The sequence below is a fragment of the Thermodesulfobacterium commune DSM 2178 genome (assembly GCF_000734015.1).
GTDB lineage: Bacteria > Desulfobacterota > Thermodesulfobacteria > Thermodesulfobacteriales > Thermodesulfobacteriaceae > Thermodesulfobacterium > Thermodesulfobacterium commune.
Genome location: NZ_CP008796.1, coordinates 599,781 through 621,369 on the forward strand (window position 1 = coordinate 599,781; position 21,589 = coordinate 621,369).

Annotated in this window: 14 protein-coding genes; 11 read left to right on the top strand and 3 right to left on the bottom strand. The window is 34.4% G+C overall.

The features are described 5' to 3' along the window. The first annotated feature begins 1 nt into the window (after nt 1). The 10 genes from HL41_RS03060 (at nt 2) to HL41_RS03105 (ending at nt 11,691) form a co-directional block, all read left to right on the top strand. Nucleotides 2–889 carry a lysylphosphatidylglycerol synthase transmembrane domain-containing protein gene (locus tag HL41_RS03060; protein WP_038061851.1) on the top strand — a complete coding sequence of 296 codons (888 nt, stop codon included), beginning with the start codon at nt 2–4 and terminating at the stop codon, nt 887–889. Next, nucleotides 880–1,494 (top strand): MarC family protein, encoded by a 615-nt coding sequence (locus HL41_RS03065; RefSeq protein ID WP_038061848.1) that lies wholly within the window; start codon nt 880–882, stop codon nt 1,492–1,494. The genes HL41_RS03060 and HL41_RS03065 overlap by 10 nt, the downstream gene beginning before the upstream one ends. Nucleotides 1,495–1,553: 59 nt before the next feature. Next, nucleotides 1,554–2,939 (top strand): amino acid permease, encoded by a 1,386-nt coding sequence (locus tag HL41_RS03070; RefSeq protein ID WP_038061845.1) that lies wholly within the window; start codon nt 1,554–1,556, stop codon nt 2,937–2,939. 130 nt (nt 2,940–3,069) lie between these two features. Then, nucleotides 3,070–4,353 carry a TolC family protein gene (locus tag HL41_RS03075; RefSeq protein ID WP_038061842.1) on the top strand — a complete coding sequence of 428 codons (1,284 nt, stop codon included), beginning with the start codon at nt 3,070–3,072 and terminating at the stop codon, nt 4,351–4,353. Next, entirely contained in the window at nt 4,350–5,549 is a 1,200-nt protein-coding gene (locus HL41_RS03080; protein ID WP_022855828.1) for an efflux RND transporter periplasmic adaptor subunit, read from the top strand. The genes HL41_RS03075 and HL41_RS03080 overlap by 4 nt, the downstream gene beginning before the upstream one ends. Further along, a complete protein-coding gene (locus HL41_RS03085) occupies nt 5,534–6,223 on the top strand; it encodes an ABC transporter ATP-binding protein (protein ID WP_235181310.1) in 690 nt (229 codons plus the stop codon). The genes HL41_RS03080 and HL41_RS03085 overlap by 16 nt, the downstream gene beginning before the upstream one ends. Further along, nucleotides 6,207–7,424, top strand: coding sequence for an ABC transporter permease (locus HL41_RS03090; RefSeq protein ID WP_038061839.1), 1,218 nt, complete (start codon nt 6,207–6,209; stop codon nt 7,422–7,424). Before HL41_RS03085 ends, HL41_RS03090 begins: the two co-directional genes overlap by 17 nt. Next, nucleotides 7,421–8,629 carry an ABC transporter permease gene (locus HL41_RS03095; RefSeq protein ID WP_081856461.1) on the top strand — a complete coding sequence of 403 codons (1,209 nt, stop codon included), beginning with the start codon at nt 7,421–7,423 and terminating at the stop codon, nt 8,627–8,629. Before HL41_RS03090 ends, HL41_RS03095 begins: the two co-directional genes overlap by 4 nt. Nucleotides 8,630–8,670: 41 nt before the next feature. Next, nucleotides 8,671–10,833: an ATP-dependent helicase gene (locus tag HL41_RS03100; RefSeq protein ID WP_038061833.1), complete on the top strand. Its 2,163-nt coding sequence runs from the start codon at nt 8,671–8,673 to the stop codon at nt 10,831–10,833. 6 nt (nt 10,834–10,839) lie between these two features. Beyond that, the gene (locus tag HL41_RS03105; RefSeq protein WP_038061831.1) at nt 10,840–11,691 is read left to right on the top strand and encodes a PilZ domain-containing protein; all 852 of its coding nucleotides are present in this window, start codon (nt 10,840–10,842) and stop codon (nt 11,689–11,691) included. On the opposite strand, the gene mfd is transcribed toward HL41_RS03105, so the two are convergent. Together mfd and HL41_RS03115 are read right to left on the bottom strand one after the other, a co-directional pair. Further along, a complete protein-coding gene (gene mfd, locus HL41_RS03110) occupies nt 11,668–15,087 on the bottom strand; it encodes a transcription-repair coupling factor (protein WP_051754464.1) in 3,420 nt (1,139 codons plus the stop codon). The two genes, HL41_RS03105 and mfd, sit on opposite strands and share 24 nt — an antisense overlap. A gap of 72 nt (nt 15,088–15,159) precedes the next feature. Continuing rightward, nucleotides 15,160–17,682: a sensor domain-containing phosphodiesterase gene (locus HL41_RS03115; protein ID WP_038061828.1), complete on the bottom strand. Its 2,523-nt coding sequence runs from the start codon at nt 17,680–17,682 to the stop codon at nt 15,160–15,162. 149 nt (nt 17,683–17,831) lie between these two features. On the opposite strand from HL41_RS03115, the gene HL41_RS03120 reads away from it, so the two are divergent. Continuing rightward, on the top strand, nt 17,832–21,284 hold the full coding sequence (locus HL41_RS03120) for an AAA family ATPase (protein WP_038061825.1): 3,453 nt from the start codon (nt 17,832–17,834) through the stop codon (nt 21,282–21,284). Here the strand turns inward: HL41_RS03120 and HL41_RS03125 are convergent. Next, a complete protein-coding gene (locus HL41_RS03125) occupies nt 21,235–21,588 on the bottom strand; it encodes a PilZ domain-containing protein (protein WP_038061822.1) in 354 nt (117 codons plus the stop codon). The genes HL41_RS03120 and HL41_RS03125 overlap by 50 nt on opposite strands. Nucleotide 21,589 lies beyond the last annotated feature (1 nt).

Genomic DNA, 21,589 nt, shown 5'->3' on the forward strand with positions numbered 1-21,589 from the left:
AATGAAAAGAATAAACCATTTCTTAAGTCTGGCTTTAAGATTTATCATTACCTTTGGCATTTTGTTTTTTCTTTTTAAAAAAACCGATTTTGTTAAGCTAAAAGAGATTTTTAAAAATCTGTCGCTTCCTTTTTATCTAACTGCCCTTCTTTGTTTTAACAGTTTTCAGCTTATGGTAGCTTTAAGATGGCAGAAAATCTGTGAAACTTGGGGTTTTAAACAAAGCTATCTTTTCTTTTTAAAAAGCTATCTGATGGGATTTTCATTAAATACGGTTATGCCAGGGATAGTGGGAGGAGACCTTTTAAGGACTTTTCTTTTAACCAGACAGGGCCTTCCCTTTAAAAAAGCCACCTTTAGCGTTATGATCGATAGATTTTATGGTCTTTTAGGTATTTTTTTTATCCTCTCTATTTCTCTTCCTTTATATGGACAATTTTTACCTAAAAAACTTTACTATTTTTCTACCATTCTTACCTATTCTACAATTTTAAGTTTTTTCTTAATCTCGGTATTTTTTACTAAAATCTATTCTACGGACTATTTTAGGCCTGTTTCCTTACCTTATAATCTATTTCCGATACTTCTTGGGGTATTAATCCAGGTTTTTTTTGTTCTTCAGTTTGTTCTTTTGGGTAAAGCCTTACATTTAAACATAAGTTATGTATATTATTTTGTGATGATCCCTATCATTAGTTTTCTTGCTGCCTTGCCTATTAGTATTTCAGGTTTAGGTGTAAGGGAGGGAGGTTTAAGTTATTTTGTTTCTTTGTTAGGGTTTTCCATAGAACATGGTGTTTTATTAGGGATGTTAGGGTATAGTTTAATCCTTATTTCTGCCCTTCCTGGGTTATATTTTTATCTAAAGGCAAAGGTTTCATGGAAATAAGCCTTTTGTTTAAAAGTTTTATCGCTCTTTTTACGATCATAGACCCGATAGCTGGGGCACCTTTCTTTTTAAGTATAACCAGCGGTTATTCTGAAAAAGAAAGGCAAAGGATAGCCTTAAAAGCCTGTGTTACAGCTTTGATTACCCTTTTACTATTTTTTTGGTTAGGTAAATACATTCTTATTTTATTTCAAATTTCTCTTTCTTCTTTTAGGATAGCAGGAGGGACTCTACTTTTCATAACCGCCTTAGAGATGCTTTTTGGCAAAACCACTCAGGTAAAAACTTCAGAACAGGAAACCACCCAGGTAAGAGAGTTAGAAGACCCTTCTGTAGTTCCTTTAGGTATTCCTTACTTAGCAGGTCCTGGGGCAATTACCACTACCATCATCTTAGGGGAAACCCCTGATTTAACCACTAAATTAGCCCTTTCAGGGGTGATCTTTCTGGTGATAGTCATCACCTATCTTATTCTTAAGGCCTCAACCCAGATTTTCAAACATCTGGGAGAACTTGGTACTAAGGCTGTGGTGAGAATTTTAGGTCTTATTCTGGCAAGTATTGCTATAGAATACATCCTAAAGGGATTAAAAGAGGTTTTTTAACAAGTTTTTAGCAAGGAAAGTATTTAAAATCTAAAAAATTTTTTTATAATTATAAAACTATGGATATCTTTAGGAAAAAACCGTTTAATGCTGTTCAGCAAACCTCTAAACTTAAGCGCGCTCTTTCGTTAAAAGACATCGTTTTAATAGGGATAGGGGCGGTAGTTGGAGCAGGTATTTTTGTGGTAACCGGACAGGCTGCAGCTTCTTATGCTGGGCCTGGGATTTTGCTTTCTTTTATCCTTGCAGGAATAGGTATAGGATTAACTGCTTTGGTATACGCAGAGTTTTGTTCAGCTTTTCCTTTAGCTGGAGGAGCCTATAATTATGTATATTTTGCTTTGGGAGAATTTTGGGCTTGGTTGGTTGGTTGGAATGTACTTTTAGAATACGGGATTGCTACAGCAGCTGTTTCTACCGGTTGGTCTGGTTATTTAAGGGCTTTTTTAGAAAATAACTTGGGGTGGGTCTTACCTAAAGCCCTTTCAGGTCCTTTTAACCCTAACCAAGGTACCTTTGTGGACCTTTTTGCCCTTGTAGGGGTCTTAGTAATCTTCATCTTGGTAACCATAGGGATTAGAAAAAGTGCTTTTTTTAATAACTTGGTGGTGGTGTTAAAGATAATAACCTTGTTAGTTTTTGTATTATTTGGGTTAAAACATGTTAAATGGGAAAACTTTCAACCCTTCTTGCCTTTTGGATGGGAAGGGGTCTGGAGAGGAGCTGCTCTTATTGTTTTTGCTTACTTAGGTTTTGATGCCTTAGCAACGTTAGCAGAAGAAACTAAAGACGTTAAAAAAACCTTACCTAAAGGTATAATCCTTTCTCTTATAGTTATCACGTTACTATATATCTCGGTAGCCTTTGTTTTGGTAGGGATCCTGCCTTACTGGGAATATGAAGGGAAACCGGATGCTTTAGCCTACGCCATGTACAAGATAAACGAAAAACCGGTAGCAGACTTTATTTCTTTAAGTGCGGTAATTACGATCACCTCGGTTATGTTGGTTATGGCCATAGGGTTCACTAGGATTCTTTACGCTTTAGCAAGAGATGGTCTTATCTTTAAGCCTTTTGCCGAAATACATAAAAAATTTTATACTCCATATAAAGCATCTATAACCGGTGGATTAATACTTTGTATTTTTGCCGGCTTTATCCCTTTAAAGATATTGGCAGAGCTTATAAACATCGGGACTCTCTTTGCCTATTTTGTAGTAGGTGTAGCTATCTATTTAGTCAGATACCGCCCTGATTATCAACCTGCTTTTAGGATTCCCTATGCCCACATACTAATCCCGATTAACCTTCTGTTTTTGCTTTTTATCATGAGTGGGTTACCTATGGATACCTGGATAAGATTCATTCTTTGGAGTTTCTTAGGGATTTTAGTCTACTTTTTGTATGGCTATAAAAATAGCTCTATGAACCTTAAAACGAAATAAGTTGTCTTGGTTAAGTTAAAAAAATTTCAACTCTAAAATGACCTTAAAATCAGATTGACAAAATCGATTTTAAGGATAAATATTTAAGTGATTACTTACACATTTTTGAGCCGAAAAATAAGAGGATTTTATGAAGAAAATAATCGGTCTTTTTTTGTTTTTCTTTTTTTGGTTGTTAAGCTCTCAAAACTCTGTTTTTGCTAAAGAAGTATTATCTCTAAAAGAGCTTATTCTTTTAGGACTAAAAAACAACCCTCAAATACAGGTTGCGATAAAAAATAAGGAAAGTTCTGTTTTTTATAAAGACTATGTTAGGTCTGGTTTTTTCCCGTTTTTATATTTAAAGTACGAGTTTGACAGAAAAGATCCAGGTAAGGGGCTTCCTAATCAGGAGGTGCATTCTTTTGGTCCTTATTTAAACTGGAACATTTTTTCAAGCTTTTCTACCTGGTACTCCTATCAAGAGGCCTTAAAATTGATATCAGCCCAAGATTTTATGGTAAAAAAAACCATCTTAGATGTATCTTTAAACATTATCCAGGCTTATTTAGAATACTTTAAACAAAAGGCCTTGTATGAAGCTGCGTTGGTTGACCTGGAAGACGCTAAAACCCTTTTAAGGTTAGCCAAAAAGAAATACGAGGTTGGTCTTTCTCCTTATGCAGATGTGCTTGATGCTGAAGCCAAGGTTAAACAGGCAGAGTTTAACGTGACTAACTATAAGTATACCGCAGACATAGCCAAAGCTAAGGTTCTTACCTTAATAAACTATGATGTCCTTAAGGTAGAAGAAATAGAATTTTTACCTTTGGACGAAAAAAACATAGAGATAAAAGATTTAAATTTTTATCTTAAAACCGCTCTCGAAAAAAGGCCAGAGGTTAAAGCCAAAGAAAATGAGGTTTTAGCTCAAGAAGATCGGGTCAAAAGCATAAAAGGAAAGTTTGGCCCTACCGTAGACCTGTTTAGTAGTTATTATCAGGTAGACGATAAATTTTTTCCTGATAAACAAAACGAATTTACGGCAGGTTTTCGGATAACCCTACCTATTTTTACAGGTTTCCAACGAATAGCAGAATTAAATAAAGAAAAAACAGGGTTAGAGCAAAAAAAATTAGAAAAGTTAAATACCGAACTTCAGATAAAACAGGAAGTTTTTACCAGTTATAAAAACTATCAAACAGCTAAAGAAAACTTTGAAAGCGCCCTTGCCTGGTTAAAAAGTATGGAAGAAGACTATCGGATAGTTCAAAAGAAATACGAAACCGGATTAGCAAGCATCGTAGATGTAACCACCCTTTTAGCCCGGCTTTCAGAAGCAAGGTCGAAGGTAGCAGTGTCTAAGTATAACTTGATATATTCCTTCTACGAACTTTATAGAATGACTGGTGTTATTCCGGAGTTAGATTTATGAAAAAATGGGTGTTTTTATGGTTGATCGTTTGTTTGTTTTTTTTGGGGTGTCAGAAAAAATCAGAAAAAAAGGCTAACCTTTTACCTTCTTCTTCTACCAAGGTAGAAAGGGGAACAATTTATTTAGAGGTAACAGCTACCGGAGCGGTAAAACCTCAGGTCGGAGCTCAAGTAAAAGTAGGCTCAAGGATTTCAGGAAGGGTAGAAAAACTTTTTGTTACCACAGGAGATAAGGTTAAAGCAGGTCAACTTATAGCCATCATAGAACATCAAGACCTTCAGGAAGAGGTTAACAGAGCTTTTAACGAATATAAAGAAGCCTTAGCCAATTTAGAAAAGATAAAACAGGTTTATCCTCATCAGATCTCAGCACAAACTAAAAAAGTTAAATCATCTATGGCAGAACTCCTTCAAATAGAAAGAGAACTTCAAAGAAACAAGATGCTTTTCCAGGAAGGTCTTATTTCAAAAAATGATCTCGAACGGTTAGAAAGAGATTATGAGGTAAAAAAATCTACTTTAGAATATGAAAAAGCTAATCTTGAGGCTTTAAAATCTGAGTATGAAAAGCAGTTATCCATCGCCAGAGCCAGTGTAGAGGCTGCTAAAAATGTTTGGAATGCAGCTAAGATTAAACTTAATTATGCCTTTATTTACTCCCCTATTTCTGGGGTGGTTTCAGAGGTTACAACCCAACAAGGAGAAACTGTGGTAGCAGGGTTAAACGCCCCTACTTTTATTACGGTGGTTGACCTCTCAAGACTTCAAGTAGAATGTTATGTAGATGAAACAGACATAGGAAAAATTTCAGTAGGTCAAGAGGCTACTTTTACCGTAGACAGCTATCCCAACAAGGTCTTTAGGGCTAAAGTAAAAAAGATATACCCTGGTGCTATCATCAAAAATAACGTGGTTTTTTATGATGTGGTGCTTGAAATTTTAGACCCCTATGAAAATCTACTGCGTCCTGAGATGACAGCCCAGGTTAACATCATAGCCGGGAAAAAAGAAAACGTACTTTTGGTGCCTTCCAAAGCAGTAAAGATAGACCCCCAAGGAAATTATTTTGTGATGGTAAAAAAAGGGGATAAATGGGAAAAAAGATTAATTAAAATAGGCTGGGAATCCAAAGGAAAAATCGAAGTAGTAGAAGGGCTGAAAGAAGGTGAGGAAGTAGGTTTGTGGGAGACAAAATAGTAATCCTGGAAGATATTCAAAAAACCTATCAAATTGGGAAGGTTTCCTATCAAGTTCTAAAAGGAATAGACTTAGAGGTAGAACAAGGAGAATTTTTAGTAATCATGGGAACTTCTGGGAGTGGGAAAACGACCCTTTTAAACATCATAGGTCTTCTTGATAAACCTACCTCAGGCAGGTATTTTTTAGAAGGAGAAGAGGTGAGTAAGTTTGACAGTAAAAAATTGGCTTATATAAGGAATAGGAAACTGGGGTTTATCTTTCAGGCCTTTCATTTAGTCCCATGGGCAACCGCTTTAGAAAACGTGTTGTTACCTTTACTTTATAGACCGGAAGGATTTTCTAAAGATGATGAAAAAAGAGCTATTTCTTTGCTTGAAAGATTGGGGTTAGGAGAAAGAATTCATGCTAAACCTAAAGAACTTTCAGGAGGACAACAACAAAGAGTGGCAATAGCCCGAGCCTTGATCACCAATCCTAAACTGCTTTTGGCAGATGAACCTACAGGCAATCTTGACAGTGCAAGCAGTAAAGAAGTGATGAACATATTTAAAGAATTAAACGCCGAAGGACTTACTATTATAATGGTTACTCACGACCCAGAAATTGCCAAAAACGGAAAAAGAATAAAAATCATAGCAGACGGAATTTTTGTAGATGAAAAACAGGTTTAAACAGGCCTTTTTAAAGGATACATTAAAAGAACTTCTTTCAAACAAGATAAACCTGGTTTTTATGCTTTTAGCTTTGATCATAAGTTTAACGGCTTTAAACACCATCTATTCCCTAGGAGCCTCTGCGAAAAAACAGGTCTTAGATGTATTAGCTAACCTTCAGTTTGGTAAAGATGCCATGCTGGTTATTGCTGGAGGAGGAAAAATCATAGGGGTTACTACCACAAGAACAGATACCATGAAAATGAAGGATGTAGAAAACATAGAAAGACTTGAGTTTGTCAAGCTTGTCTCTCCTTGGGTAAGAGGTATTCTTGAAGTTTCCTATGAAGGTTTTTCTGAAAAAATGAGGATAGAAGGGGTGACTCCGTCTTATAGTTTAGCTAACAACTGGTATACCAAAGAAGGAAGGTTCTTTAGTGAACAAGATTTAAAGAACATGGCTAAGGTATGCGTTTTGGGAGCAGAAGTACCCCAAAAAATTAAAGCTAAACAGGTTATAGGTAAAAAAATAAAAATTGGTGGGGAATATTTTGAGGTTATAGGAATCTTAGAACCAAAGCCTTCGTTTGGACATTTTAGACATGATGAAAGGATTTTAATCCCTTTAACCACAGCGATGAGAAGGGTGTTTAACAAGGACTATTTGGATGCGATGAAAATTCTTTTTAAAGAAAACACAGACATAGAGCTGGCTAAAGAAACTATCCGTGGCATACTAAGACAAAACCATAACCTTTATGGTATTCAGCCTGATGATTTTAGACTTATCACCCCAGATATGGCCATAGAAAGATTTACAGCAACCACTAGGATACTTACCGTGTTTTTATTAGCTATTTCAGTAATCAGTTTGGTGATAAGTGGGGTGATCATCATGAACTTGATGTATGCTAACATAGAAGAGCGTGCCCCGGTAATAGCGTTAAGATTAGCCTTAGGGGCAACCCCTTCTAACATAATTCAACATTATCTTACCATGGCCTTAATAGTAGCTTTAATAAGTGGTTTTATCGGATGGTGGTTAAGTTTAGGGCTGATGCAACTTATCTCCTTTTTTAGCCCTTTAAAACCTCTTTTTTCCTGGGCTACCTTTTTTATAAGCCTTGGTTTTTCTATGTTGACCACCATCATTTTTAGCCTTATCCCAGCTTATAAAGCCACCCAAATAGAACCTTCTATCTTATTAAAAAGCCTATGATGTTAAAATACAAACTACTTTGGGGTGGATTGTTTTATAAGAAGTTAAGGCTTGTTTTGTCTATTATCGGTATCATCATCGGGGTCTCTTCTTTGCTTTTGATGAACGCCTTTGGAGAGGCAGCTAAAATCAGGACTTTAAAAGAAATAGAAACCTTTGGGCCAGAGGTTTTGATGGTAGTGGCTGGAAACGTAAGGGTTTCTGCAGGAAGAGCCATTCAAACAGAAGTAACCACTACTCTTAAACCTGAAGATGCAGAGGCTTTACGAAAGATAGGTGGTATCCGCTTTATTTCTCCCTATTTTACCGGAGATGCTATCGTAAGATATGCGGGAAACACGGTAAGTACCGTTTTAAACGGGGTTAACGAAGAATATCTAAGACTAAGAAAGTTTTCTTTAGAAGAAGGTAGAAACTTTCTGAAAGACGAGATTTTAAGCTATAAAAAAGTGGTAATCTTGGGAAATAAGGTCAAAGCACAACTTTTTGGAAAAGAAAATCCTGTAGGACAGACCATTCTTATAAACAAACTCCCTTTTAAGGTTATCGGGGTTTTAAGTCCTATAGGGATAGATGCTAGCAATGCAGACCAGGATGATCAGGTACTTATACCTTATACCATAGCTATTTCTGCGATTTACAACGTTGATTACATAAGAGGTATTTTTATCTCAGTAGAAGACCTTTCAAACCTTTCCTTTATCGAAAAACAAATCGATTCCATCCTGTCTAAAAGGCATAAGGTTACTGAAAAAAACAAAGATTTTACCATAGTTAAGGCTGAAGATATTCTTCAAGCTAAAACCCAAACAACCAATCTTTTTTCTTCTCTAGTAAAAAGTATTTCCGTTCTTTGTTTAGTGGTTGGTGCTTTAGGAGTAACAGCCATCATGACCCTTGCGGTTAATGAACGTAAAAAAGAAATAGGAATAAGAAAGGCTTTAGGTGCTAAAGAACAAGACATTTTGTTACAGTTTTTGATAGAAAGTGTAATCGTTACCCTATTAGGAGGTATTATAGGGATAGTTTTAGGAGTGGTTTTAACCCTTATCCTGTTGCCTCTTTTTAACTATCCTTTGATATTTCCTGTTATTCCTATCCTTACCTCTACAGGGTTAACGATAATTTTTGGGATTTTTGCAGGGGTTTATCCATCTTATAAAGCCTCTAAGGTGGATCCTATAGTACTCTTAAGATCCTTTTAGACTTCTTGTAAAAACCTCTTTAAGGCGTTATAATAACACCCATGAAAGTGTTAAAAACCACCCGGTTAGAATTTTTAAAAGACCTAAATTCTGCCCAGCTTGAGGCAGTACAAACAATTTTTGGTCCCCTTTTGGTAATAGCTGGGGCAGGTTCAGGAAAAACTAAAACTCTTACCTCAAGGATGGCCTATTTAGTAGCACAAGGAGTTCCTCCAGAAAAAATATTGCTATTAACCTTTACAAAAAGAGCTTCGAAAGAGATGATTCAAAGAGCTGGACTTCTTTTAAAAATAGACTGTGATAAGATCATGGGAGGAACTTTTCATTCTATAGCTCAATACATGCTTAGGTTTTACGGCTATCTTCTGGGTTATCCTTCTAACTTTACCATTATTGATAGAGGAGATTCTGAAGATTTGATAAATCTTTTGCGGAATAGCTTAGGACTTGCTGAGGCCAAAAAAAGGTTTCCTAAAAAAGAGACGTTAGCAAACATTTACAGTAAAATGATAAACCAACAAAAAACCTTAGAAGAACTTTTAAAAAACCATTATCCCCAGTTTTTAGATTTTTATTACGAGATAGAAAGGCTTTTGATAGAATATCAAAATTACAAAAAAGAACATCATCTAATGGATTACGATGACCTTTTAGTAAACTGGCTTACCATACTTAAAAACTTTCCTCAAGTAAGAGAGGAAGTAGGGAAACGTTTTGAGTTTATCATGGTAGATGAATACCAAGACACCAATACTCTTCAAGGGGAGATCATCAGATATATGGGAGAAAGGCATCAAAACGTAATGGTAGTGGGGGATGATTCTCAAAGTATTTATGGATTTAGAGGAGCTAATTATAGAAATATTTTTGATTTTCCTAAACTTTTCCCTAACACTAGAATCATTAAACTGGAACAAAACTACCGAAGCACACAACCTATCTTAGACTTAGCCAACCATATCATCGCTAAATCTAAACTAAAGTATACGAAAAATTTATTTACCCTAAGAAAAAACGGGGAAAAACCTATTTTATTCTTTGCCGAAGATGAGGCAGATTCAAGCAGGTTTATCGCAGAAAAAGTTTTAGAACTAAGAGAAAAAGGGATAAAACTTTCACAGATGGCGGTGCTTTTTAGGTCTGCTTCTCATTCTTTTGATTTAGAGATGGAACTTGCTAAAAGAGGAATACCTTTTATAAAATACGGAGGGTTAAAACTTTTAGAAGCAGCTCATATAAAAGATTTCATTTCTATCTTAAGAATAATGGTTAATCCTAAAGACTTTTTGTCCTGGAACAGGGTGCTTTTACTGCTTGAGGGTATTGGACCAAGAACAGCAGAAAAGATATTGGAAGCTATCAAACAAACCTCTAACGACCTATTCTTTTCTTTAGAACGACTCCCTTATAAATTTTCTTTTTTAGAGTTCAAAAATCTAATCTCTCTCCTAACCGGAGTTAATAGTTTTAAAGATAAACCTTCTCAGTGTTTACTAAAAGTTTGGGAGTTTTATCAGCCTGTGTTTCAAAGATTATATTATGAAGATTATCACCGAAGAGAAAGAGATATAGAAGCCCTTATAGACCTTTCCGAAAAATACACTACTTTAGAAGAATTTCTTACAGACTTAATGTTAGAACCTATAGAGATAACAGAAAAAGATCCTGATAGCCTTACCGACCATTTAATCCTTTCTACCGTACATTCCGCCAAAGGATTAGAATGGCATACTGTTTTTATTATCTCACTTATAGAAGGTAGGTTTCCTTCGGTTTACAGTTTAGAAAACGAAGAAGAATTAGAGGAAGAAAGAAGACTTTTTTATGTAGCGGTAACCAGAGCAAGAGAAAATCTATTTCTTATATCTCCTTTAACGACCTACGTAAGAGGAGAAGGGAAAACCTTAGCACGAATCTCTCAGTTTGTGAAAGATTTACCTCCCAATTTGGTAAGAATTTATTCCAGAAAAGAGGAACCAAAAAAGGGTACTAACGAATCAGATAACGGTAAAAAAATAGGTGAAATCAGCTTTACAGAAAATTTCATTCGTTTTAGGGTAGGAGATATGGTAAAACATCCCCACTTTGGTTTAGGAGAGGTAATGGAGGTCCTTAGTGAAGAAAAGGTTAGGGTAAATTTTACGCAAAAAGGTCCTACCCTTCTCAATCTAAAATATACAAAGTTAGAAAAAGTTATAAACTAAGGACTTATGCTTGAACGGGTTGAACTTTCCAAAAAAATTACTTTAAGTGTACTACAAAGAAACATTTCTTTAGGATCTTTAGAATACCTTCCCACACATATTAAACAAAATCTTGATTTTCATTTAAAAAAGGCTATTCTTCTTTATTCTCAACACAAAGTAGAGTATCTTACCATAAAACCTATAACAGGTAACAGCCTCGAAATACAAGTCTTTGATAGTTCAAAGTTTGAGATAGGAAAAATAATACTGATAATCCTCCAAGAAGGGCAAATAAGATATATTTTCCAATGTCTTGTCAAAAAAATAGAAAACAATCGGTTAGAGGTCGAAATTTTACCTCCAAGATATGACGAAAGGATAAAAATATCCGGGAACATTCCAGTTTTTATGTCTATAATGCAAAAAAATATAGGTAATCAATTTTTGCAATCAGATTATTACCTGATAAGAGAAAGTAACTTTGATATTAAATTTTTTGAGGAAACACAAGAAATCTACTTTTATGACCTGGTTATAGATAATCAAAATAACGTTGACCCTGTATTTAAAAATTATATTTCTAAAAATAACTTGATGGGAGTTTTGGTAGACATAAGTAGTGGAGGGGCTTGTGTTAAGGTCCCCAGTTTATTATTATCCTTTTCTGAAGAAGATTTAAACCAACTTTTTATGTTTTATTTAAAATTTGAAATACCTTCAAAAGAAAAAAAAATCAAGTTTGGATTGCTTTCTTCTCTTAGAAATCTTAGATACGAACAAAATTCAACCTATTTCCATTTTATGTTTCTACTTTCTTTTAAAAACGAAATTTGGAAAAAGATAAAATCTTTACTAACTTTTTCCACCTTCGTTTAAACTTTCTAAAACTTCAACCGCAAGGTCTATCGGGTTTTTACCTTGAAGTTTAAAACTAATTTTTGTCCCTTTTTTATCCTGTTTGGTATAAAAAGAAAGTCCTTTTTTATTAAGGACTCTAAATCGAGGTAATATTTCCTTCTTTTTTATCAGAAAAATGAGTTCGTTTCCTCTTAACTCTACTAACGGTATCTTTAAATCTTTCATGTATATTTTTAAAAGATAGATTTTAACTAAATTTTTTACAGGTTCAGGCATCTCTCCGTATTTATCTCTTAAAAGCTCTATAAACTCTAACAAATCCTCTTTGGTTTTATTTACCACCAACTCTCTGTATAAACTCAATCTTTCTTCAGTCTCAGGAACATACTCCTTAGGAATAAAGGCAGGCACCTTTAGGTTAACCTCTGGCTCCCAGTCTTCTATATCTTCCCCTTTTAAAGCTTTTATGGTATTTTCAAGGAGCTCTAAATATAGTTCATATCCTACCGTATTGATATGTCCTGCTTGTTTTATTCCCAAAAGCTCCCCTGCCCCTCTAATCTTCAAATCACTCAAAGCTAATTTAAAACCTGCGCCTAAATCAGTAAACTTCATCAAAGCTTTAAGTCTTTTTTGTGCGTCTTCGGAAAGATTCTTTAACGATGGTACAAGCAAATAAGCATAGGCTGTTTCTTGAGAACGTCCAACTCTGCCTCTTAACTGATAAATGTCAGCCACCCCTAACATGTCAGCCCGGTTAATGATGATAGTATTAGCCGAAGGTATGTCTATTCCACTTCCTATAATAGGGGTACAAACCAACATATCTATCTCTTTGTTTAAAAATTTATAAAGGTTTTTCTCTATAAGTTCTGATGACATCTGTCCGTGAATGATTTCTACTTTGACTCCTGGACATAATTTTTTAACGTAGTTGGCCAAAGAACTTAGACCATGTATCCTTGGATTTACAAAAAAAATCTGTCCCCCTCTTTCCAGTTCTTTTTCTATCGCATATTTTATCACCTCTGGGTCAAATTTTGCTAGAACGGTTTTAATAGGTTTTCTCCCTTCAGGAGGAGATTCGATCACCGAAAGATCAAAAACCCCAAGTAAACTTAACTGTAAACTTCTTGGTATGGGGGTAGCTGAAAGAGAAAGAACTTTTACATTTTTCTTCAATCGTTTTAATTTTTCTTTTTGTCTTACCCCAAACTTATGCTCTTCATCTATAACTATAAGCCCTAAATCTTTAAACTCTACATCATGGGAAAGTAATCTATGGGTACCTATAACTACCTTGATTTCACCTTCAGCCAGACTTTTTAAAGTTTGTTTTTGCTCTTTTTCGCTTCTTAGCCTTGATAAAACCCCAACCTTTATCCCAAAAGGTTCAAGCCTTGGTTTAAAATTACGATAATGTTGCTCTGCTAAAATGGTAGTAGGAACAAGAAAAGCTACCTGTTTTCCTGAATAAGCTGCAACAAAAATAGCCCTCAAGGCTACCTCTGTCTTTCCAAAACCCACATCCCCTACCAAAAGCCTCTCCATCGGTTTATTACTACAAAGATCCTGCAAAATCTCTTCTATAGCCATCTTCTGGTCAGGGGTTTCTTCATAAGGAAAAGTGGCTCTAAACTCTTCATAAGCTAAAGCAGGAAAAGGAATAGAATAGCTTTTTAAAGCCTTCCTTTCTGCATAGAGAGATAACAGCTCTTGTACTACTTCGCTAAGCTCTTTTTCTATCTTTTTCCTTTTTATTAGAAAGGCTTTCTTCCCTAAAGCGTCTAACTTAGGAGGTTTTTCGGTTAAACTGACATAAGGATAGAGTTCGTCTAACCTAAATACCGGCAAATAAAGTTTATCTCCTCCCTCATATTCAATCTCTAAAAACTCACCTTCTACACCCTCAATGTTTAATATTTTTAGTCCTAAGTATTTTCCTATACCATATACCCTATGAACCACTAAGTCTCCTGGTTTTAAATCCTCAAACTTCCTAAAATAACCTTTAGCTCTTTTAAGACCTTGCTTAGAACTTTTTTCTTTAAAATAGCTTCTTCCAAAAAGTTCAACCTCTGAAGTGACCCAAAACTTTTGGTCTTTTAGATAAAATCCTCGTTTTAAATAACCCTGTTTAAACTCTAACCCTTTAGTATCCTCTATACCTCTTACCTTTAACCCCTCTAAAATGGTTTGAGAGATCTGAGAATCACCTACAACCAACCAAACCCTATCTCCCTCTTCTAAAGAAACCTTTAAAAGGTTAAACCCTGCCTCAATTCTTTCGTTAGGAGCTACTATCCCTATTTCCTTTTGCCCTACCTCAAGGTTTAAAGTCTCTTCATTGACAGAAGAAACCCAAAAAAGTTTGCCAGCCTTGATTAAACTACCTTTTTCCAGGTAATTAAAAAATTCTTGAGTAGTTAAATAAACATCCTCTGGTTCAAAAAAAAATTTCCCCTTTTCCTTAGCTTTAAGGGCATTTATACGAATCTTTTCCCAAAAACTTTCTATCTTATTTTCTATTAACTCCGGTTCATATACCAAAAAACAGGGTGTTTTTTTTAAATAATCAAAAGAAGAAGATGGTTGAGCATAAAAAATAGGCAACAAAAACTCGGGATTTTCGGTAAAACTTTTTTGCTCTATTTGGGTTAGCAACTTAGACAGATAGTCCTCTGGTATCTTTCCTTTCAAACTAAAAATTCTCTGATAAAGTGATTTTAAGTCTTCTGGCAAAAAAACCTCTTTACAAGGAACGATACTTATCTCTTCTAAGTTTAAAAAGCTTTTTTGGTTCTCTGGGTTAAAATGTTTTAACCCTATTATCTGGTCTCCAAAAAACTCAAGTCTTACTGGATATTCATAATTAGGAGACCAGATATCAACTACACCTCCTTTAACCGTAAAGGTTCCTTTTTCCCTAACAACCCCTACCCTTTCGTATCCAAGGTCTAAAAGCCGTAAAAGAAGATCTTCTCTATCTACCTTTTCTCCTAAGATAAGATAGACATACTCTTTTTTAAGCACTTCCTTAGGAACCAATTTTTTTAGAAAACTACAAACATCTCCTGCTATCACTTTATATTGATTTAGGTTCCAGAGAATCCCCAATCTTTCGGTTTCTTCCTGAGAGTAAGACAAGGTGTCTTTAAACGGAAGTAAATCTATCTCCGGGTATAATCCGATCTTTTCTTCAGAAAAAATTTTAAAGGCTTGAAAAAACTCTTCTGCTTGACTAAATTCTGGAAAAATAGCCCAAACAACCTGGTCCTTAGGGAAAGGACCTCTTATAGCCTCAGCTACAAAACAAGCCAAAAAACCAATGTTATCAGAATTTAAAGACAGTTTAAATTGATTTTTATTAAAAATTTTTTCTAAATTTTTAAATAAAAACACTTTAGAGTTCATCTTAGTCTTTAAACATATTAAAGACTGGCTAAAAATTTAATTAAAAAAACCGAAAAATCAAGGTCAATGGTATTATGTTTTCTGACTATCCTTAGATAATATTTCTGGATACTTTGAAAGAAGTTCTTCCTCTGGCAACGGTTTTTCTAACAAAAATCCTTGGACATAATTAAAACCTAATTTTTTAACTATATCAAGCTGTTCCTCTGTTTCAACCCCCTCTGCTAAACTCTCTATCCCTAACCTTCTTGCCAGTAACACAATCACCTCTACCAAATCTCTATCCCTCTTTTTTTCAACCACACCTTGGATAAAACTCCTGTCCACCTTTATCACATCAACAGCCAATTCCCTTAAATAACTTAACGCACAATATCCTGTCCCAAAATCATCTATAAAAACCCTTATCCCCCTTCCCCTTAACCTCTTTATCACATCACTTGCATACCCCACATCCTCTATAAACACTCTTTCTGTTATCTCTAAACTCAAATCCTCACCACTAAACTTATTCAAAAACCTCTCAACAAACCCCCTCCTACTAAACGACCTCCCTGATACATTAACTGAAATCGGAACCCTAAACCTCCTTGCCTTTTCCTCTATCTCCTCAAACATCCACTCCTCAAACTTAGGTAAAAACCGGCTCTTCTCCAAATAGTCTATAAACTCCGAAGGATTATAAATCTTACCATCCACCTTTATTCTAACCAATGCCTCCAACCCTGCCAGCCTCAAATCCTCTGCCCTAAAATATGGCTGATAAAAAAACACAAACCACCTATTTTCTAAAGCCTTCTCTAACAATTGGTCTAAAGAAATAATCTCCTGGGCCTTTAACTCCATATGTGAAGCAAAAAATCTAAACTCACCTGCCCCTCCCCTCTTTGCCTCACTTAGCGCCAATGAAGCCTTCTCCAATAGCTCCCTTACACTTTTTCCGTCTCCTGGATAATAACCAATACCTACGTTAGTAGCAACCACTATCTCCTGCCCATCTACCTCTACCCTTATCTCCTTAACCAAACCAAGCCTATCTATCAACCCCCTTACATCTCCATAATCTTCCTTCCTCAGAAAACATCCAAACTCATCTGCCCCAAGTCGAGCTATCAAATCCTTACTTCCTGGGAAAATACCCTGTAAAACCTTACCAATCTCCTTTAAAACCCTATTTCCTACCTCAAAACTATAAGTCCGGTTGATGTAGGTAAAATTAGATATATCTATAACTACCAAAAATCCCTCAACCACTTCACCTAAAAGCTTGTTAACCCTCCTCTCAAAACCTTCAACATTCAAAAGACCTGTCAAAGGATCCTCTAACATAACCTTCTCTAACTTGGCTATCAACTCCCTTTCCTCACTAACATCCCTGCCTAAAAAAATAAACCTTCTTACCCCTCCTCCAATCTCTATGGGATAAATCTTCATCTCCATATATATTTTTTTTATAGAACAAAACAATACATCCTCAAATTTATCTCCTTCTTGAGATACAAACTTCAAAAATACAGGATAAAAATCAGAACCATCCGATAACTTAAAACCAAACATCTCTATAGATTGACCAACAATCTCATTAAAAGACCTACCACATCCCCTCAACACTGTCTCGTTGCAAAAAACTATCTTGCCTTCTTCGTCTAAAATAAATACAGCTGCCGGAGATTTAAGAAGAGCTTGAGAGATGATAACATTGTTTCTAATCTCCTCTATCCTCTTTAACGCAAACTCTATGTCTCCTTTAAGCTCCTCTAAAAGCCCTAAAGTCTCATCGGTAAAAAAATTGGGCTCCTTGGCATAAAGCCCTAACACACAATAAGGATTACCATCTTTATAGATAGGTATCCCTGCTACTGAAAGATACTCCCTCTTTAAAGCTTCTTCCCTCCAAAGATAAAAACGAGGGTCAGTTCTTATGTCAGAGATTATGGTAACTCTATTTTCTCTGAGGGCGGTGCCTACAGGTCCTCTTCCTTCAGGCACCTCGGCACTTATTGAAACCTTTATTTTTTTTAGATATCCTGCCTCATATCCATAGTAATACTTAGGTTTTATAAGTAGTGTCTTCCAATCAGGAAATCCTACCCACACAAACCTAAGCCCTATCTTCTCTACCAGGTTCTTACAAATCTTCTCAAAAACCTCCTCTTCAGTTAGGGAACTGGTTATCGTCTGGTTAACCTCTCTAAGCATCAAAACTATGTTTTCAAGCCTCTTCTGCCTGGTAATATCTATCAAAACCACAAAACCTGCTGGCTTACCCTGATAGGTGATGGTGTTAGCAAAAGTAAGGGTATACCTTATCTCCCCAGTTTTCCTTAAAATTTTTAACTCCTTATAAACCCTTGTAAACCTCTCCCCTCTAAGTCTTCTTTCCACTACAGATTTAAGATATTCTCTTTCTTCAGCTGGAAAAATATCCAAAATACTCATCCTGTTTAACTCTTCTAAGGAATATCCGGTAAGTTCTAAGAAAAACTTATTAGCATAAACTATGTTTTCCTGATAAATCAGCACCCCTACCGAAGGAGCCTCTAAAATAGCCTCGGCGATATCTTTTAAATGAACCTCTTTTTCATTTACAACCATGAAACCTCCTATTTACTTCTTTAAACCTATCCTTCATCTATTCTTTAATGTACTCTTTCTTGAAAATTTTGTAAACATTTAAGCAGAAAAACTAATGAACCAATCAAGATAGATGGTGCAATTTCTTAAATCGATGATATAATACACCTGTGTTTCTAAAGAAAATAGAAATCTACGGTTTTAAGTCCTTCCCTTATAAAGTTACCATTCCATTTTCACCAGGAATTACAGGGATAGTAGGGCCAAACGGAGCTGGAAAAAGTAACGTCCTTGATGCAATTAAATGGGTCTTAGGGGAACAAAGTCCTAAAAAACTCAGGGTTAAAGAGCTTTCAGACCTTATCTTCGCAGGTAATGAAGACAAAAAAAAGGTGGATTTTGCTGAAGTAAGGATGACCATAAACCATGACCCTCCAGTATGGGAAAAATACAAAGATTTTCCGGAGGTAGTCATTACCAGAAGATTTTACCGAAACGGAGAAAGTGAATTTTTTATTAATCAAAAGCCTTGCCGACTTAAAGACATCCAGTTTTTGTTTTTAGAATTAGGGATCAACACCCAATCTTATAGTATCATAGACCAGGGAGAAGTATCTAAGTTTATAGAACTTTCACCTAAAGAAAGAAGAATATTTTTAGAAGACTTGGCAGGGGTTTCTAAGTTTAAAATCACCGAAGAAGAAACCAAAAAAAACCTAAAACTTACTGAAGAAAACCTAATCAGATTAAACGATGTGTTAAAGGAGGTAGAAAATCAATATCATCATCTTAAAAAACAAGCTGAAGAAGCCAAACAATACCTTAATCTTAAACAAAGGTTAGAAAAACTAATAGCAGAAAAAAACCTATATCTTTGGAAAAAAAACCATCAAGAAAAAAAGGAAATAGAAACTAACATCTTAGGTTTAAAAGAAGAAATCTCTCAAACGGAAAAACAAATAGAAGTTTTAGAAACCGAAGAGCACGTTCTTTCTCAAAAACTTTTAGGTTTAGAAAATACCATAAGAAGCTTGAGAGAAGAGCTTGAAAGTAAAGAAAAAATCTATAAAGACTGGGAAGTAAGATTTGGCAACCTACTAAGAGAAGAAAGAGACCTTGTGCATAGGATTGACAAAGAAAAAGTAAAAGAAGAAACTGAAAAAAGGCAGTTAGAAGCCTTAGATAAAGAAAATCATAACATAGAAGAAACCCTAAACAAACTAAAAAACCAGGCAGAAAAATTAAAAACTCAGTTAGAAAAACTCAAAACTCAAAAAGAAACACTTAAAAACCTGTATGAAGAAAAACTATCTGAATTTAAAACACAGGAAGAAACTTTTTTCCGGTTGCAAAAAGAGGTAGAAAAATTTAACGAAAAAAAACATCTTCTTGAGAGAGAAATTCAAAATTTAACCAGAGAAAAAGAATCCGCTAAAAAGTTTTATCAAAATTTAAAGTTAGAAAAAGAAAAATTAGAAAAAGAAAGTACTTTATGGAATAATTTAATCGATGAAAAAGAGCAAAAACTAAAAAAATTAACCAACGAAGAAGAACTTCTATCTAAAGAAATAGAAAAACTCATACAAAAATCCAACCAGCTAAAACTTGCTGCCGAAAACTTAAAGGGAGAAAAAAAATCTATAGAAGAAAGAATTTTATTAATCAACAGGTTATTACCTAACAAAGATAAAAACTCTTTTAAAAACTTACCCTTTCATGTTGATTTTTTGCCAAATTTTTTGAATGTAAAAGAAAAGGAAGATTTGGACTTATTAGAAATAGTGTTTAAAGAAGATCTAAACGCTCTTTTAATAGAGGGAATCCCTCATATCAAAACAATCTCAGGATACGTAAAAGAAAATACCCCCCTTTTCCTTAAAAATCCAGAGTTTATAAGGTTTTTTGAAATAAAAAAAGAGGGAGAGCTTACAGAAGCACTTTTAGAAAGTTATGCCAAAAATCCTCGTTTTATCTATGTTAAAAAAGAAGGTTTACTTTTTACTCCATTTGGGTTTATTTATGTTTTAAAGAAAAAAAATGAAGGTAAGATTCGTCTTCAAAAGGAATTAGAAGAACTTTATCAAGCAAAAATACAGGTTGAAGATAGACTTAAAGCCTTAACGTTAGAAGAACAAAATCTAAAAGAAAGGTTATCTTCTTATCAAACTAAACGCAATCAATTTTTAAATGAAATAAAAAAGCTAAAAGCTGAGATAGAAAACATACAAAAACAAAAACAAAATTTTCAACTTTCATGGGTAAAAATCGAAGAAAAAGAAAGCAATGTTAAAGAAAGACTGAATCAAATCAGTCAAGAGATTAATAGACTTAACCAGGAAAAAGAAGAAATTGAAAATCAGTTCCATCTCGTTAAAAATGAATTAGAAAAAAATAAAGAAACCTATCAAAAAACCAAGGCAGAAATAACTGGTTTAGAAAAACAAATTAAAGACATAGAAACTTCGTTAAACAAACTTCTCCAAGAAACAATCCAAATAAAAACCAAAAGAGATAGCCTTTTACAAAGAAAAACAGAGATTCAAAAACAGACTGAAAAACTAAAAAATAATCTAAAAACATATCAAAATTCTATAGACCTCCTTCAACAACAACTCCTACATATAAAAGAAAGATTAAAAGAAGTCAGAGAAAAAAAAGATTCTTATTTAAAAGAGATAGAAGGTTTAAAAAAAGATTTAGACAAAGTTAATCAACAAAAAATTGAAGTAGAAAAAAACTTACGTTCTTTAGAGCAACAAAAAAAACAAAAAGAAAAAGAGATTAAGAACTTAGAAACCCAAATCTATAACTTGGAAATAAGGCTTACTGAGAAAAAACTTTTGTTAGAAAATCTAAAACAAGCTTTAGAAGGAGTAGAGTTTGATCCCTTTTCTCTTGAAAATGAAGAATTAGATAATAAAATAGATTTAAATCTTTTAGAAAAAGAAATTCAAAAGTTAAAAGAAGATTTAAAAAATTTTCAAGAGATAAATTTAGCCAGTATCAAAGAATTTGAAGTAATTTCTGAAAGATACCATCAACTTCTTAATCAAAAAGAAGATTTAGAAAAAGGAATCGCAAAACTTCAAGAAATTCTCGAAAATCTCAAACAGCTTTCTAAGGAAAAAATCCAAACTACTTTACAAGAAGTAAACCAAAAGCTCTCTGAAATTTTTTCCCTGATTTTTAAGGGAGGAGATGCTCAACTTATCTTTAATGGAGATGACCTTTTAACCGCGGGACTTGATTTTCAAGTTAAAATACCAGGAAAAAACATAAAACATCTAAACATGCTTTCCGGAGGGGAAAAAGCTCTGTGTGTATTGGCAATTTTGATAGCTTTTTATCTGGTAAAACCAGGACCATTCTGTATTTTTGACGAGGTGGATGCACCACTTGACGAAAAAAATTCTCTTAAATTCATCAGGTTATTAAATCTTATAAAGAAAAATTCTCAAATTATCCTTGTAACCCATAATCCTAACGTGATGAAAGAAGTAGATACCCTTTTAGGGGTAACCATGGAAGAAAAAGGAATCTCTAAGGTTTTTATCATAAAACCCTTTGAAAGGGTTAACGAAGGTAGGTATCCAGAAGATTGGTTAAAGCATGCTCAGAGATAAGAGAAGTTAAAGTTTCTCTATCTTTCATAGGCATTTCGATAAATTTTACCCCAAATTCTGTGTTAAACCTTTCGGTTTTTACCCACCTAATTTCTGCTTTACATTTGATAGAACTTTTCCATTTTATCAATAAGTTGATAATATCTCCTTCATACAAAGGTATATCTCTATCAGTTTTTAGGCGAGCACCTTCTATGCTTAAATCTAAAATCTCTACCTGAAAAACCTGCCCTTTCTCTGTAGCAACCTTACCCTCCAAACGAATCTTATAGCGGGTATAATACCTTTTATCTTTTTCATACATA